Consider the following 14,513-nt stretch of genomic DNA (forward strand, 5'->3'; position numbering starts at 1 on the left):
GAGGCCCCGGCCAAAGCTATGTCAACCCAGCGGCCCGGCGACGACGGTGTCGAACTGTAGCGAGGCCAGCCGCGCATAGAGGCCGCCCTGCCCGCTCAGGCTTTCATGCGTGCCCTGCTCGACGATACGGCCGCCGTCCATCACGACGATGCGGTCCGCCTTGCGCACGGTGGCGAGGCGGTGAGCGATGACCAGCGTGGTGCGCTGCGCCATCAGCGTCTCGACCGCGTCCTGCACCAGCCGCTCGCTCTCGGCGTCGAGCGCGCTGGTAGCTTCGTCGAGCAGCAGGATCGGCGCGTCGCGCAGCAGCGCGCGGGCGATGGCGATGCGCTGGCGCTGGCCGCCCGAAAGGCGCGCACCGTCTTCGCCGAGGAACGTGTCGAGGCCCTGCGGCAGCGCGCGCAGGAAACCTTCGGCGTTGGCCGCGCGGGCCGCCTGCCAGATCGCCTCGTCATCGGCGTGCCAATTGCCGTAGCGCAGATTGTCACGCGCGGAGGCGGCGAACAGCACGCCTTCCTGCGGGACCAGAGCGATGCGCGCGCGAATCTCGGCCGGGTCGGCGGAGGCGAGCGGCACGCCGTCGATCTTGATGGCGCCGCCCTGCGGATCGTAGAACCGCTCGGCCAGCTGGAACAGCGTCGACTTGCCCGCGCCCGAGGGGCCGACGATAGCGACGGTCTCGCCCGGCTCGATGGTCAGATTGAAGTCGTGCAGCGCCGGAAGTTCGGGCCGCGAGGGGTAGCGGAAGGTCACGCGCTCGAACGCCAGCTTGCCGCGCGCCGGGCTCGGCAGCACCAGAGCGCGCGCCGGAGGGGCGATCGTCGGATGTTCGCTCAGCAGTTCAGCGAGGCGGCTGGCCGCACCCGCGCCGCGCACGAGATCGCCGTAGACTTCGGTGAGCGAGCCGAACGCGCCCGCGACGATGCCCGCCGTCACCACGAAGGCGGCGATGGTGCCGCCGGTGATGGAGCCCTCGGCCACGCCGATCGCGCCGCGCCACATGATCATGGTGATCGAGCCGAAGATCAGGAACATGATCACCGCCGTCATGATCGCGCGGATCATGATGCGGTGACGGCCGGTGTCGAACGTGCGCTCCACGGCGGCGGCGAAGCGGCCCTGCTCGCGGCCTTCCTGGTTGAACGCCTGCACGACCTTCAATGCGCCCAGCACTTCGGCAGTCAGCGCGCCGATGTCTGCCACGCGGTCCTGGCTGGATCGCGAGACGGCACGCAGCTTGCGACCGAAGGCGGCGATCGGCAGGATCACCACCGGAATGGCGATGACCAGCCACGCCGTCAGCCCCGGCTCCAGCGCGAAGAGATAGATCACCCCGCCCAGCGCCATGATCGCGTTACGCAGCGCGACCGAGACGGTGGTGCCCACGATCTGCTCGATGATCGCGGTGTCGGCGGTCATGCGCGAGGAGATTTCCTTGGGGCTGTTCTCCTCGAAGAAGCTGGGCGCCAAAGTCAGCAGGTGACGCTGCACGCGCAGGCGGATGTCGCCGACGACGCGCTCGCCCAGCCACGAGACCGAGTAGAACCGGATCGCGGTGGCAACGGCCAGCACCACGACCACGCCCATCAGCATCAGGAACCACGAGCGGATCGCGTTCGGGTCGGCGCCTTGCGCGAAGCCCTTGTCGATGATCTGCCGGAAGCCATAAGGGATCGCCAGCGTCGAGGTCGCCGTCGTGATCAACGCCCCGCCCGCCGTGGCCATCCGGCCCGGATACTTGAGCATCTCGCGCCAGACCATGCGCAGCGGGCCGAGACTGCGGCGGGGCCGCTTCGGCTCTTCGATCATGGTCTCTTGCCCCGGGGCATTGCCTTGCGTCCCATCCATGGCGCCGCGCCTTACAGCCTAGCGAAGCGGAGGAAAAGGCTTCCTTGTAGCCATGACCACAACGTCCGATTCGCGGCGAAACGTGTCTCTCTTGCGAAGATCACCTGCCTGAAATCGGAATTGCCGCGTTGCAACGGTAACCTCTAGTTCCCTAATCATGAGGTAAGACCCCCGCACACAGGCCGCGTTCGCCCCCGAAACGGCCAGGAGAATCGACTTGCTCTACAATGCCTACGAGTTGCAGCGCGCCATGATGAGCAGCGCTGCCGCATGGGCGTCGGTTGGCGCCGAACTGCTGACCAACCCCTCGCTTCCATTCGGTTATTCGGGTCTCGGCCCGGTCATGGCCTCCGCACTGGACGTCTTCGCGCACGCCGCTTCCCCCCGCGGAAAGCCCTCGTTCGACATCGAGACCGTGACCGTCGACGGCAAGATCCAGCCGGTCACCGAATCGATCGTGCTCCACAAGCCGTTCGGCAACCTGCTTCGATTCGAGCATCCCGGACTCGGCAAGGACGCGCCCAAGCTCCTGATCGTCGCACCGATGAGCGGCCACTATGCCACCCTGCTGCGCGGCACCGTCGCGCGCATGGTGGAAAGCGCCGAAGTCTACATCACCGACTGGGCCGACGCGAAGCTGGTGCCGATGAGCGCCGGGCGCTTCGATCTCGACGACTACATCGATTACGTCATTTCTTTCCTCGAACACATCGGCCCCGGCACCCACGTCCTCGCGGTGTGCCAGCCCTCGGTTCCGGCCTACGCCGCCGCCGCGATCATGGGCGCCAAGGAGCACCCCTGCCGTCCCGCCACTCTCACCATGATGGGCGGCCCGATCGACACGCGCGAGGCGCCCACCAGCGTCAATGACGTGGCGATGCAGCAGCCGCTTTCGTGGTTCCAGCAGAACGTCATCGCCACAGTTCCGGCGACCTATCCGGGCGGCGGCCGCCGCGTCTATCCGGGCTTCCTGCAGCTTGCCGGGTTCATGGCGATGAACCTCGGCAGCCACATGATGAGCCACTACGGCATGTTCAAGCACATGGTCGCGGGCGACGGTGACAGCGCCGATGCCACCAAGGCGTTCTACGACGAATATCGCGCGGTCTGCGACATGACCTCGGAATTCTACCTGCAGACGATCGAACACGTGTTCCAGAACCACTCGCTGCCCAAGGGCGAGTTCGTCCATCGCGGCGAGCGGATCGACCTGTCCGGCATCCGCGACACGGCGCTGCTGGCGATCGAGGGCGAGAGGGACGACATCTCCGGCATCGGCCAGACCCGCGCCGCGCTGCACCTTGCCAGCCACCTGCCCGAGAAGCGCAAGAAGTACTACCTCGCCGCCGAGGTGGGCCACTACGGCATCTTCAACGGCAGCAAGTGGCGGACGCGAATCGCCCCGGTTCTGGAGGACTGGATCGCCCAGCACCAGCGCAAGGCGCTCAAGGTGGTTGCCTGATTTTTGTGGTGGGGTCGCGCCTAAGTCGCGGCCCCGTCAAACGTTTTTTGCGGCGGAACGCTCCCGCCCAGCGCCGATCGCGCGACGAGATGGTGGATCACCGGGACCGATTGTGGTATTACCGCCACTATGGATCGCGCACATAGTCGAAGGAAAATACTGAAGGGCGGGCTTGTCGCCGGCATCGGTCTGGCTTTGCCCGCGCGGGCTTTCGCCTCCGAAGGTGTCCTTCCCGATTCGACCGCGCCCGGTGAGGCTCTTGCGCCGCTCGCCGGTGCCTTTCCAAGCAGCCTGACATCGGTTCCCGCATCGCCCACTGGACTATCGCTTTACGAGCGCCGTGTACTCGACGTCGCGTCGAAGCAGGCCGGGCGCGTGCGCAATCATCTGTGGCGCGCCGACGTGGTCGGAATCGTCGATTTTGCGCAGCCTTCGTGGAAACCGCGCCTCCACTTCGCCAATCTGGAAAACGGGACGATGCGCTCGTTCCTCGTCGCGCACGGGCGCGGTTCCGACCCGGCACACAGCGGCTGGCTGCAGAGCTTTTCCAACGTTCCCGGCTCGGAAGCGACCTCGCGCGGTGCCTACCTCACCGCCGAGTGGTACAAGGGCAAGTACGGCACCTCGATCCGTCTGATGGGTCTGGACAACGACAATTCGATGGCGCTGCCGCGCGCGATCGTCATGCATCCGGCTTGGTACGTCGGCTCCTCGATGATCGACAAGTGGGGCAAGCTCGGTCGCAGCGAGGGCTGCTTCGCCATGAGCGACAACGATTTCAACGAAGCGCTCTGGCACCTTTCCGGCGGTCGCCTGCTGTTCGCGGATCGCATCGGCGAAGGATGAATCTCAACGCCGCGTTGCGACTGTCTCACGGCGCCTGCGGTTAGACACGCCTCCGTCGCAATGATACGCATCGTATCATGGACACCAGCCTGACCGGCCTCAAGCGCGAGGCTCCCACCGATGCACGACAGGTCCGCTCGCGGCAGGCGCTGACCTCGGCGTTGCTGGCGCTGCTTGAAATCAAGCCGTTCGACCAACTGACGATCCGCGAGATCAGCGCCCGCGCCGGGACCGGGTACGCCACTTTCTTCCGACATTATCCGACCAAGGAAGCGCTGCTGGCCGACGTCGCCGCGCACGAGATCGAGGATCTGCTCGGCCGCACGATTCCGATTCTCTACGCCGCCAACAGCTACGAATCGACGCTGGAAGTCTGCCGCCATGTCCACGAGCACGCGATGCTGTGGTCAGCACTGCTGACCGGCGGTGCAGCGGGCATCGTACGTGAGGAGTTCATCCGCCAGGCGCTGGGCCTTGCGAAAAGCGCTCAGTCGCACCACCCTTGGCTGCCCTCTGACCTCGGGACCATTCACGGCACCGGCGCGACCATCGACATCCTTGCGTGGTGGCTGGCGCAGGGCGGGGACAAGCCTGCCTCCACCCGCAGCCCCGAGGAAGTGGCGACGATCCTGCACCGTCTGGTCATCGCCCCGCTGATCGGCGACACTGTGGAGCGCCAGGCGGCGCGCGCGTGATGACGCTGACCGAAGACCCTGTCCTTAACCCTGCCCTCAGCGGCATGATCGAGGACGCGGACTGGCCCGAGTTCGGCTGGATCGACGACGTGCGCCCCGCTTTGCGCGCGGCCCTCGCGGCAGGCCGTCCGGTGGCGCTGGCGACACTCTACAAGGTCGCGGGCAGCGCCCCGCGCGGTCCCGGTGCGCAGATGCTGTTCGCGGCAGGGGCCGGCGGGCACGTGGCGGCGACCGGCTATTTCTCGGGCGACTGCATCGAGGGCGACGTCGCCAACCACGCCGCGCAAGTGCTTGCCGACGGCAAGCCGAAGCGGTTGCATTACGGCATGGGCAGCCCCTGGATCGACCTTCGCCTGCGCTGCGGCGGCGCGCTGCACGTGTTGCTGGAACGGATCGCGCCGGATTCGCCCGCCGCCGCCGCGCTGCTGGACCACGCCGCCGAGCGCCGCACCTGCCTCTGGGCGAGCGACGGCGAAACGCAAGAGGCGCGCGAGGACCACGGCCCGTTGCTCGCGCTTCACGAAGACCCGTTCCGCATCGCCCGCCGATACGATCCGCCGCGCCGCCTGATCGTCTCGGGCGGCGATCCCGGCGCGCTCGCCGCCGCGAAGCTCGGGGCGATGGCGCAGTTCGACACGATCCTGCTGCGCCCCGGCGGCCCGCATGCGCCGCCGCCCTTCCCCGTCTCGCGTTACTTGCGCGAAGAGCCTGCAGACGCCCTCGCCCACCTGAAGGTCGATCGCTGGACTGCCTACCTCGGCGCCACGCATGAGGATCACCACGACCTCGGCGGCTGCCTTGCCGCACTGCGCGGCGGAGCGGGCTATGTCGGCATGATCGGCGCGAAATCGCGCGCGGCCCAACGCCTCGGCGCGCTGGAAGCGGCAGGCGCGAGCGCGGAGGAACTGGCGCGGCTGCAGCTTTCGCCGGGCGTCCCCGGGCTGGGCAAGTCGCCCTGGGAAGTCGCCACCGGCATCATCGCCGAAATCATGCAGGCGCTGAACCCGGCGCGGGAACGGGCTTGAGCGCGGTCGCACTGGTGCTCGCAGCCGGGCGCTCGACCCGATTCGGCAGCGACAAGCTCTCCGCCCGGCTCGATGGCGAGCCCCTGCTCCATCACGCGATCCGCATCGCCCGCGCCGCACCTGTCGAGCGAGTGATCGTCGTCGCGCGGCCCGGGCTCGATACGGGCGAATGGCCCGGCACGCCTGCGGTGGAGACACTGCGGCTGGAGAGCGATGCCTTGTCCGAGACACTGAAGGCCGGCATCGCGGCGGCCGGAGAGGCAAAGGCCGCCTTCGTTTTCCTCGGTGACATGCCGCGCATTCCCGCAGAAGTCGCACCGACACTCGCCTCCGCGATCGGCGATGCCTATGCCGCGATGCCCTGCCACGGGGGCAAGCCCGGCCATCCGGTCCTGCTGTCCCCCGCCGCCTTCCCCGCCATCGCCGCGCTCACCGGAGACGAGGGCGCGGGACGCCTGCTGCGCAGCCGCGATGACGTGGTGAGAGTCGAGGTCTCCTCGCCCGCGATCCACTTCGACGTGGACCGCCCGGGCGATCTCGAAGGGGCCTAAGCCCGCCCCGTCTCGTTCGAAAGCAGCGCGGGATCGATCCCTTCCGCCCGCCATGTCGCGGACCAGCGCCCCTCCGGCGGCGTTTCGAACAGGACTTCGCGGTGGCCCTCTGCGGCGTACCATCCGTGGTGCCGCATCTCGCCCTCCAGTTGGCCCGCGCCCCATCCGGCGTAGCCCAGCGCCATGATCCACTGCGACGGCCCCTGCCCCGCCGCGATCGCGCGCAGCACGTCCATCGAGGCGGACAGCCCGCAAAGCGGCGCGACCTCGATAGTGTCGCTGCCGCCCCAGTCGGTCGAGTGCAGAATGAAGCCGCGCCCCGGTTCAACCGGGCCGCCGTGCATGATCTCGCGGTTGGGCGAGACGCCCGGGTCGAGGCCCAGTTCCTCCAGCACGTCGTGGAAACGCACGCCTTCACGCACATGGCCGATGCCGACGCCGAGCGCGCCGTCCTCGTCATGCACGCATAATACGTTGACCGAGCGCTCGAAGCGCGGGTCGAACATCCCCGGCATTGCCAATAGGATGCGGCCTGCAAGATACTGCTGCGTCGTCACCCGCCCACTCTATGCCCCCTTGCGCCGACTACAACCCCCGTATCCGAGAGAGCGCTTTCCCGATGCGACGGAGCGGCCTATGCCCCGGCACAAAGGAGAACCCAGCCCCGTGACCCTGCTTTTCGACCTTCCCGTCGCCCCCGCCGTGCCCGTCGTCGGCGAAGCGGCCGCCTATCCGGTGCGCCGCATCTTCTGCGTCGGGCGCAATTATGCCGCGCACGCGCTGGAACTGGGCAACGCAGTCGACCGCGAGGCGCCGATCTGGTTCAACAAGGCGCCCGCAGCGCTGTGCCTCGACGGCGGGGCGATCCCCTATCCGCCGGGCACCGAAAGCTGCCACTACGAGATGGAACTGGTCGTCGCCATCGGCGCCCCCGCGTTCCGGATCGCCCCCGAGGGGGCAATGGAGGTGGTCTACGGCTATGCCTGCGGCCTCGACATGACCCGGCGCGACCTGCAGAACGCATCCAAGGCCAAGGGTTATCCCTGGGACACCGGCAAGGACTTCGAGAATGGCGCGGTTATCGCGCCGATCACGCCCGCCGTTGCGTTCACGCCTGAAGGCCAGCGCATCGCACTGACGCAGGGCGGCGCGGTCAGGCAGGACGGCGTGCTCTCGGACATGATCTGGTCGATCCCCGAGCTGATCGCCGACCTCTCGCGCCTCTACCACCTCGCGCCCGGCGACCTGATCTATACCGGCACCCCGGCCGGCGTCGGGCCAGTGGCGGTGGGCGACGTGCTGGAAGGCACGATCGATGGCCTGACCCCGCTGCGGCTAGAGATCGCCCAGGCGGAATGACGTTCCTTCCCCCAATCGGGGGGGGATTATCCCTTGGGTCGCCTGCTTCTTGTCCGTCTTGTCAGCCGCCGCGCGTTGCTGGACATACCCGGGCGGAGAACGATGCCTAAAAGCCGGAAGAACATGACAACGATTCGACGTCGCATTTTGCCATCCGTGGGCCGGTCGCTGCTCGCCCTGCCCCTCGTCGCGCTCGCGCATCCCGCGCTGGCCGAGGACGATGACGCCGCCCCGCGCGAGCCCATCGTCGTCACCGGGCGCGGGCTTTCGGAAGGTCCGGCGACGCCCGCCTACGACGTCCAGACGATCGCCCGCGACAAGCTGGTTTCCAGTGCCTCGGGCCGGATCGAGGATGTGCTGGCCTCTGTCGCCGGATTCCAGCAGTTCCGCCGCTCCGACAGCCGATCGTCCAACCCCTCGAACCAGGGCGTGACCCTGCGTGCACTGGGCGGCAATGCATCGAGCCGCGCGCAAGTGCTGCTGGACGGCGTGCCGGTGGCGAACCCGTTCTTCGGCTATATTCCACTGAGCGCCCTCACCCCCGACCGCCTCGGCTCCGTGCGGGTGACGCGCGGCGGCGGTATGGGCGCGTTCGGCACGGGCGCGGTCTCCGGCACGATCGAGATGGAAAGCGCGAGCCCTGACGAACTCGGCCCGGTAAGCGCGGAGGCGCTGGTCAACAACCGGGGCGAGACGCAAGGCTCGCTCACGGTGGCGCCGCGCCTTGGCGAAGGCTTCGTCGTGGCGGGCGTGCAGTGGGATCGCGGCCAGGGCTTCTGGACCACGCCGAAGGACCAGCGCGTCGCCGCCACCGCGCGCGCGAAGTATGAAAGCCTGTCGGGCTCGCTGCGCGCCGTCGCGCCGCTGACCGACACCATCGAGGTTCAGGCATCGGGCCTCGTCTATGACGATGCGCGCACGCTGCGCTTCAAGGGCGCGGATTCGACGTCCTCGGGCCAGCAGGGCTCGCTGCGCTTCGTGGGCCGGGGCGACTGGCAATTCGACGTGCTGGGCTTCGTGCAGGCGCAGGACTTCTCGAACATCGTCATCAGCTCGACGAGCTACAGGAAGACGCTCGATCAGGCCAAGACGCCGACGCTGGCGGTCGGCGGCAAGGCCGAACTGCGCCCGCCGGTGGGCGAAAACCACGTGCTGCGCATCGGCACCGACGTGAAGCTCTCGCGCGGGAACCTTGTGGAAGCGCCCTATAGCGCCGTCACCGGCCTCGCCACCGCGCACCGCAAGGCGGGCGGGCGGCAGTCCGACCTCGGCTTCTATATCGAGGACGACTGGACCATCGGCCAGTTCGTGCTGACCGCTGGCGGCCGCCTCGACCGCTGGACCATCACCGACGGCTACTACCATCAGGTGAACCCCGCGGGCGTGGTGACGCAGGACACCCGCTACGCCGACCGCGACGGCTGGAACGCCAACGGGCGCGGCGGGATCGTGTGGAATGCCGGCACCGCCGTGTCGCTGCGCGCCGCCGCCTATACCGGACTGCGCCTGCCGACGCTGAACGAGCTGTACCGGCCCTTCGTGGTGTTCCCGATCACCACCAATGCCAATCCCGGCCTCAAGCCCGAGCGCCTGCGCGGCTACGAGGCGGGCGTGGACTTCCACCCCTCCGAGACGCTGAACCTGTCGCTCACGGCCTTCGACAACTACCTCAAGGACGCCATCGCCAACGTCACTTTGTCCTCCACCGTGCGCGAGCGGCAGAACGTCGATTCGATCCACGCGCGCGGGATCGAGGCAAGCGCCGACCTTAAGCTGGGCCAGGTCGATGTCTCCGGCTCGCTGTCGTGGACCGATTCCAAGGTGAAGGCGACCGCTGCGCAGATCGCGCTCGACGGCATGCGCCCGGCGCAGGTGCCCAAGCTCGCGGCCAGCGGGACGGTGGCATGGGCACCCGCCGACGGCTGGCGCCTTGCTGCTACCCTGCGCCGCACCGGTGCGCAGTACGAGGACGACCTTCAGGTCGACACCCTGCCCGCCGCGACGACGCTGGACCTTTACGCGCAAGTGCCGATCACGCGCTTTGCCTCGCTGGTCCTGCGCGCCGAAAACCTGACCGACGAGACGATCGTGACGCGCAATGCGGGCGGCTCGATGGATCTGGGCCAGCCGCGCACCTTGTGGGCGGGGTTCAAGCTGGGCTTGCACTGAAGCTGCGAGTGAGGCACCGCGAGGGTATGGCCATCGCGGTGATCTCCGACATTCACGGCAACCTCGGCGCGCTCGACGCGGTGCTGGCGGATGCCGCCGCGCGCGGGGTGCGCCGGGTCGTCAACCTCGGCGACATCCTCAGCGGCCCGCTCGAGAGCGTAGGCACGGCGGAGCGGCTGATGGCACTCGGGCTTGAGACGATCCGGGGCAACCACGAGCGCCAGCTGCTCGAACAATCGCGCGCCGAGATGAACCTTTCCGACACCGCCACCGATGCCGTGCTGCAGCCGCGCCACCGCGAATGGCTGGCCTCGCTGCCGGTGGACATGTGGCTGGAGAGCGACCTCTACGCCTGCCACGGCTCCCCGCACGACGATCTGGAATTCCTGCTGGAAACGGTCGAGCCCACCGGCTGTCGCGCCGCCACTCCAAACGAGATCGCCGAGCGGCTGGGCGGGATCGACGCCCCGCTGGTGCTCTGCGGCCACTCGCACAAGCAACGGGCGATGCGCCTCGATGACGGGCGGCTGGTGGTGAACCCCGGTTCGGTCGGCCTGCCCGCCTTCGCCGACGACCAACCGCATCCCTACGTCATCGAATCGGGTTCGCCCGAGGCGCGCTATGCCGTGGTCGAGCGCGGGCCGGATGGCTGGGAAGCGGAGCTGCTCGCCGTCGCTTACGACTGGACCGCCGCCGCCCGCCGCGCTGCCGAGGGCGGGCGCGAGGACTGGGCGCGCGCGCTGGCCACGGGATACGCCTGAGATGACCCGCTTCACCGTCAACGACCGCCCCGTCCAGTTCGAGATGGACCCGCGCACGCCGCTGCTGTGGGCGCTGCGCGATGCGGCCAACCTCACCGGCACCAAGTACGGCTGCGGCGTGGGCGATTGCCATGCCTGCACCGTCATGGTCGACGGTGCCGCGCTGCGCTCGTGCCTCATCACGCTTGCCGAGTGCGAGGGCCGCTTCGTCGTCACCGTCGAGGGCCTGTCGCGCGACCGCTCGCATCCGGTGCAGCAGGCGATGGTGGCCGAGCAGGCGGTTCAGTGCGGGTTCTGCACGCCCGGTATCGTGATGAGCGCCGCCGCCCTCCTCGCCCGCAACGCCAATCCAAGCGAGGCCGAGGTCAAGGCGGCGATCCCGAACTTGTGCCGCTGCGGCGTCCAGCCCCGGCTCGTGCGCGCCATCCAGCGCGCCGCCGCCGTCGCCCGCCGCGAAGAGAAGATCGACGCCGCGCCGGTCCCCAGCGGCTCCGGCAGAATTCCGGCGATGGTCCCGGACACGAAAGGACAGACCCCATGAGAGCCACCATCTGGCACAACCCCAAGTGCGGCACCTCCCGCAAGACGCTGGCGATCCTCGAGGAAACGCCGGGCGTCGAGGTTACGGTGATCGAATACCTCAAGACCCCGCCGAGCGCTGAAAAGCTGGCGCAGCTCTACCGCGACGCCGGGATCAGCCCGCAGCAGGGCCTGCGCATCCGCGGCACCGATGCCGAGGAGCGGGGCCTGCCGCAAGCGGACGACGCCGCCGTCCTCGCCGCGATGGCCACCGACCCGATCCTGATCGAGCGCCCGCTGGTCGAGACCGACAAGGGCGTGCGGCTTTGTCGCCCACAGGAAACGGTTCACCAGATTCTCTGACCCGGTTTCCCCATCCGGCGCGTTCCGGCAACGCGCCATCGCCTTGCATTGGCAGGGACAATCTGCCACCGCATGGCAAATCCGTGACATGACAATATTGCGAGAGCCTTCCTCAGCATGACCAGCACCGAGCTTGCCCGACAGCCTTTGGCCCACCGGATCAGGCAGAAGATCAAGCAGGGCATGGGGCCTTGGGGCGTGTTCCTCGAAGGTTTCATCCGCAACCCCGTGATGGTCGGCTCGATCGTCCCGTCCTCGCGCTTCACCATCAACCGCATGCTGTCGAAGGTGGACTGGGCGAACACGAAGCTGTTCGTCGAGTACGGCCCCGGCGTCGGGACCTTCTGCCAGCCGGTGCTCGACCGCCTGCCGCGCGACGGCATGCTGATCGTCATCGACACCAACCCGATGTTCATCGACTACCTGCGCCGCACGATCAGCGACAGCCGCTTCGTCGCGGTCAACGGCTCGGCGGCGGACGTCGAGGAGATCGTGCGCGCGCACGGGCACGAAAAGGCGGACTACGTCCTGTCGGGCCTGCCGTTCTCGACCCTGCCCAAGGGCGTGGCGCCCGCCATCGCCTCGGCCACCTACCGCGTGATCCGCAAGGGCGGCGCGTTCCTGGTCTACCAGTTCCGCCCCAAGGCGCGCAGCTACATGGCCCCGCACTTCAAGCGCATCGACGACGCGATCGAACCGATCAACGTCCCGCCCTGCTTCATGTGGTGGGGCTGGAAGGACGAGGATTGACCTGAAAATCCTCCCTGTCGCGAAGCGATGGGGAGGGGCACCGCCGACGCAGTCGGTGGTGGAGGGGAGAAGCCCCCTCCGTCAGCCCTGACGGGCCGCCACCTCCCCATCGCTGCGCGACAGGGAGGATAAGGCGTTACCCGAAGAGGTCCGCCTGCGCTTCCGCCGAAGGCCCCGCCAGCTGGCGATGGACCTGCGCGATCACCGCCACGAAATACACCGCCATTACCGTCGCCAGCACCGCCTCCACCGCCGCCGCGACGAAGCGTGCGACTTCGGCCGGAGCGAGCAGCGTGATCGGTATCGTCAGAACGTTGCCGAAGATCAGCAGCACGATCATGGCCGCCGCGAGCAGCGCGTAGAAGCCCAGCAGCCGCGCGGTATTGCCCTTGGTCAGCTTCCACGAGCGCACCAGTGCCGCGACCGGGTTGAACACGTTCTCCACCGCGATCACCGGCGCCGCCACCGACAGGCGCACGCCCACGACGATGGCGAAGAGCAGCACGATGGCCAGCCCGATCACCCCGCCGACGACGCCTCCGACGACGCCCAGCAGCCCCGCAACCACGAGCGCGATCAGCGCCAGCGCCATGCCGGTGAGGATCTGCGCGAGCAGATAAGGCACCACGCCCTTCAGCCCGTCGCGGATCGCCCCGCCCACGGTCGGTCGCCGGTCGCTGTCGAGCAGGCACAGCAACGAAAGCGAGCCCAACGCCTGGAACAGCGCCATCGGAATCAGCACCGGCGCCACCGAGAGATAGTAGGTGCGCAGCATGGTCATCATCTGCGTCTCGTTCATTCCCGCGCCGGTCTCCGGCGGCGGGAAAAAGATCGAGAACATCAGCTGCGGCAGGAGAAAGAACACCCCGGCCAGCGCCAGCACGACCTCGCGGTTGGCGGAAACGGCCTGGGACGCCTGGCTCCAGGCCCGGCTGCTGTCGAACTTCATCAAGGGTTCCATGATCTCGCCATAGACGCCGGTTGGCGCGTTTGCACTTGATAACCGCATGGAATGACGCCACGCAACGCGGCATGACTTCGCTACCCGGTGATATTGAACTGCGCATCTCCGCCGATCCGGTGCCCTACCGCGAGGCGCTGGAGGAGATGACCGCCCGCAACGCAGCCATCGCCGCCGGAGAGGCGCGCGAACTGGTCTGGCTGCTGGAGCATCCGCCGGTCTACACCGCCGGCACCAGCGCCGCCGTCGCCGAACTGCTCGACCCTCGCTTCGAGGTGGTCGAGGCCGGACGCGGCGGGCGCTATACCTACCACGGCCCCGGCCAGCGCATCGGCTATGTGTTGCTCGACCTCAAGAAGCGCGCCCGCGACGCGCGCGGCTTCGTCCACGGCCTCGAAGGCTGGGTTATCGAGACCTTGCGCGATTTCGGCGTCGAGACCTTCCGCTCCGAAGGTCGCATCGGCATCTGGACCACCGACGTCGATGGGCGCGAGGCGAAGATCGGCGCGATCGGCGTTCGCATCCGCAAGTGGGTGACGATGCACGGCTTCTCGGTGAACGTCGCGCCCGACCTTTCGCATTTCACCGGCATCGTGCCTTGCGGCATCGAGGAATTCGGCGTCACCAGCCTCAAGCGACTCGGCAAGGACGTGAACCTCGCCGCCTTCGACGCCGCGCTGATCGCACGCGCCCCGGCTTTCCTCGCCTCACTGGAAAGCCCCTGCCCGCCTTCCGCACCGGAGACCGCGTAAATGAAGTCCGCGCACCTGATCCTGCCCGTTACCCTGACGGCGCTGGCGCTCGGCGGCTGCAGCAAGAAGGCGGACGACCAGCCCAAGGCGGCGGCGGGCGGCGAACTGCTGCCGCGCTCGGTCAGCGACGACATGCTGCCTTACGATACGGTGAAGTCGCAGGCCTCGCTTGTCGACCCGAACGCCGGGCTCGGCCTCCCGCGCGCGGGCGGCCCTGCGGTTCCGCCATCGGAAGTGGCGGATGATGTGGTCGAGGGCGACGAGCCCGCGACGGTGATCGAAGCCCCGCCGCCTCCGGCACCTTCCGCGACGCCGACGCAGCTTTAGGCAAAATCCTCCCTGTTGCGAAGCAATGGGGAGGTGGCAGCCCGCAGGGCTGACGGAGAGGTTTCTACCCCCTCCACCACTCGCTCCGCGAGCGGTCCCCCTCCCCATCGCTTCGCGACGGGGAG

16 protein-coding genes are annotated in these 14,513 nt (G+C 68.3%); 13 read left to right on the forward strand and 3 right to left on the reverse strand.

Translation table 11 applies throughout. The features are described from left to right. Window positions 1-21 precede the first annotated feature (21 nt). Window positions 22-1,809: an ABC transporter transmembrane domain-containing protein gene (locus ACYPYD_RS24350; protein ID WP_459666014.1), complete on the reverse strand. Its 1,788-nt coding sequence runs from the start codon at window positions 1,807-1,809 to the stop codon at window positions 22-24. Between the two features lie 256 nt (window positions 1,810-2,065). Between ACYPYD_RS24350 and ACYPYD_RS24355 the strand changes: the two genes are divergently transcribed. From ACYPYD_RS24355 to ACYPYD_RS24375, 5 genes are all read left to right on the forward strand, one after another. Continuing rightward, on the forward strand, window positions 2,066-3,310 hold the full coding sequence (locus tag ACYPYD_RS24355) for a polyhydroxyalkanoate depolymerase (protein WP_036526367.1): 1,245 nt from the start codon (window positions 2,066-2,068) through the stop codon (window positions 3,308-3,310). Window positions 3,311-3,439: 129 nt separating this feature from the next. Beyond that, window positions 3,440-4,156, forward strand: coding sequence for a murein L,D-transpeptidase catalytic domain-containing protein (locus ACYPYD_RS24360; RefSeq protein ID WP_036526369.1), 717 nt, complete (start codon window positions 3,440-3,442; stop codon window positions 4,154-4,156). Window positions 4,157-4,233: 77 nt separating this feature from the next. Then, window positions 4,234-4,851 (forward strand): TetR/AcrR family transcriptional regulator, encoded by a 618-nt coding sequence (locus ACYPYD_RS24365; protein WP_008832599.1) that lies wholly within the window; start codon window positions 4,234-4,236, stop codon window positions 4,849-4,851. Continuing rightward, window positions 4,851-5,876: an XdhC family protein gene (locus ACYPYD_RS24370; RefSeq protein WP_051586868.1), complete on the forward strand. Its 1,026-nt coding sequence runs from the start codon at window positions 4,851-4,853 to the stop codon at window positions 5,874-5,876. Before ACYPYD_RS24365 ends, ACYPYD_RS24370 begins: the two co-directional genes overlap by 1 nt. Then, the gene (locus ACYPYD_RS24375) at window positions 5,873-6,427 is read left to right on the forward strand and encodes a nucleotidyltransferase family protein (protein WP_008832597.1); all 555 of its coding nucleotides are present in this window, start codon (window positions 5,873-5,875) and stop codon (window positions 6,425-6,427) included. The genes ACYPYD_RS24370 and ACYPYD_RS24375 overlap by 4 nt, the downstream gene beginning before the upstream one ends. Here ACYPYD_RS24375 and ACYPYD_RS24380 read toward each other — a convergent pair. Beyond that, a complete protein-coding gene (locus ACYPYD_RS24380) occupies window positions 6,424-6,933 on the reverse strand; it encodes a YqgE/AlgH family protein (protein WP_008832596.1) in 510 nt (169 codons plus the stop codon). The two genes, ACYPYD_RS24375 and ACYPYD_RS24380, sit on opposite strands and share 4 nt — an antisense overlap. Before the next feature lie 160 nt (window positions 6,934-7,093). On the opposite strand from ACYPYD_RS24380, the gene ACYPYD_RS24385 reads away from it, so the two are divergent. The 6 genes from ACYPYD_RS24385 to ACYPYD_RS24410 all read left to right on the forward strand — a co-directional run bounded on the left by ACYPYD_RS24385 (window position 7,094) and on the right by ACYPYD_RS24410 (window position 12,348). Beyond that, window positions 7,094-7,786: a fumarylacetoacetate hydrolase family protein gene (locus ACYPYD_RS24385; protein ID WP_036526371.1), complete on the forward strand. Its 693-nt coding sequence runs from the start codon at window positions 7,094-7,096 to the stop codon at window positions 7,784-7,786. A gap of 123 nt (window positions 7,787-7,909) precedes the next feature. Then, window positions 7,910-9,955, forward strand: a complete 2,046-nt coding sequence (locus ACYPYD_RS24390; RefSeq protein WP_459666016.1) for a TonB-dependent receptor — start codon at window positions 7,910-7,912, stop codon at window positions 9,953-9,955. 26 nt (window positions 9,956-9,981) lie between these two features. Further along, window positions 9,982-10,716, forward strand: a complete 735-nt coding sequence (locus ACYPYD_RS24395; protein ID WP_036526374.1) for a metallophosphoesterase family protein — start codon at window positions 9,982-9,984, stop codon at window positions 10,714-10,716. Window position 10,717: 1 nt separating this feature from the next. Further along, window positions 10,718-11,257, forward strand: coding sequence for a (2Fe-2S)-binding protein (locus tag ACYPYD_RS24400; protein ID WP_459666017.1), 540 nt, complete (start codon window positions 10,718-10,720; stop codon window positions 11,255-11,257). Beyond that, window positions 11,254-11,598, forward strand: a complete 345-nt coding sequence (locus tag ACYPYD_RS24405) for an arsenate reductase family protein (protein WP_036526376.1) — start codon at window positions 11,254-11,256, stop codon at window positions 11,596-11,598. The genes ACYPYD_RS24400 and ACYPYD_RS24405 overlap by 4 nt, the downstream gene beginning before the upstream one ends. Before the next feature lie 117 nt (window positions 11,599-11,715). Beyond that, complete coding sequence (locus ACYPYD_RS24410; protein WP_008832590.1) at window positions 11,716-12,348, forward strand: class I SAM-dependent methyltransferase; 633 nt, start codon at window positions 11,716-11,718, stop codon at window positions 12,346-12,348. A gap of 136 nt (window positions 12,349-12,484) precedes the next feature. On the opposite strand, the gene ACYPYD_RS24415 is transcribed toward ACYPYD_RS24410, so the two are convergent. Beyond that, window positions 12,485-13,297, reverse strand: coding sequence for a glycerophosphoryl diester phosphodiesterase membrane domain-containing protein (locus tag ACYPYD_RS24415; protein WP_036526378.1), 813 nt, complete (start codon window positions 13,295-13,297; stop codon window positions 12,485-12,487). Window positions 13,298-13,380: 83 nt separating this feature from the next. Here ACYPYD_RS24415 and lipB point away from each other — a divergent pair, with 83 nt between their 5' ends. Together lipB and ACYPYD_RS24425 are read left to right on the forward strand one after the other, a co-directional pair. Next, window positions 13,381-14,061, forward strand: a complete 681-nt coding sequence (gene lipB / locus ACYPYD_RS24420) for a lipoyl(octanoyl) transferase LipB (RefSeq protein ID WP_008832758.1) — start codon at window positions 13,381-13,383, stop codon at window positions 14,059-14,061. Further along, window positions 14,062-14,388 carry a hypothetical protein gene (locus ACYPYD_RS24425; RefSeq protein ID WP_459666019.1) on the forward strand — a complete coding sequence of 109 codons (327 nt, stop codon included), beginning with the start codon at window positions 14,062-14,064 and terminating at the stop codon, window positions 14,386-14,388. Window positions 14,389-14,513: the final 125 nt, after the last annotated feature.

It is taken from the genome of Novosphingobium sp. 11B, from assembly GCF_054589055.1.

What these genes read in the sequence shown, in the direction of transcription:
- ACYPYD_RS24350 (WP_459666014.1), bottom strand. Translation starts at nt 1,809, where the DNA reads ATGATCGAAGAGCCGAAGCGGCCCCGCCGCAGTCTCGGCCCGCTGCGC.
- ACYPYD_RS24360 (WP_036526369.1), top strand. Translation starts at nt 3,440, where the DNA reads ATGGATCGCGCACATAGTCGAAGGAAAATACTGAAGGGCGGGCTTGTC.
- ACYPYD_RS24365 (WP_008832599.1), top strand. Translation starts at nt 4,234, where the DNA reads ATGGACACCAGCCTGACCGGCCTCAAGCGCGAGGCTCCCACCGATGCA.
- ACYPYD_RS24370 (WP_051586868.1), top strand. Translation starts at nt 4,851, where the DNA reads ATGACGCTGACCGAAGACCCTGTCCTTAACCCTGCCCTCAGCGGCATG.
- ACYPYD_RS24380 (WP_008832596.1), bottom strand. Translation starts at nt 6,933, where the DNA reads ATGTTCGACCCGCGCTTCGAGCGCTCGGTCAACGTATTATGCGTGCAT.
- ACYPYD_RS24390 (WP_459666016.1), top strand. Translation starts at nt 7,910, where the DNA reads ATGACAACGATTCGACGTCGCATTTTGCCATCCGTGGGCCGGTCGCTG.
- ACYPYD_RS24395 (WP_036526374.1), top strand. Translation starts at nt 9,982, where the DNA reads ATGGCCATCGCGGTGATCTCCGACATTCACGGCAACCTCGGCGCGCTC.
- ACYPYD_RS24400 (WP_459666017.1), top strand. Translation starts at nt 10,718, where the DNA reads ATGACCCGCTTCACCGTCAACGACCGCCCCGTCCAGTTCGAGATGGAC.
- ACYPYD_RS24405 (WP_036526376.1), top strand. Translation starts at nt 11,254, where the DNA reads ATGAGAGCCACCATCTGGCACAACCCCAAGTGCGGCACCTCCCGCAAG.
- ACYPYD_RS24410 (WP_008832590.1), top strand. Translation starts at nt 11,716, where the DNA reads ATGACCAGCACCGAGCTTGCCCGACAGCCTTTGGCCCACCGGATCAGG.
- ACYPYD_RS24415 (WP_036526378.1), bottom strand. Translation starts at nt 13,297, where the DNA reads ATGAAGTTCGACAGCAGCCGGGCCTGGAGCCAGGCGTCCCAGGCCGTT.
- lipB (WP_008832758.1), top strand. Translation starts at nt 13,381, where the DNA reads ATGACTTCGCTACCCGGTGATATTGAACTGCGCATCTCCGCCGATCCG.
- ACYPYD_RS24425 (WP_459666019.1), top strand. Translation starts at nt 14,062, where the DNA reads ATGAAGTCCGCGCACCTGATCCTGCCCGTTACCCTGACGGCGCTGGCG.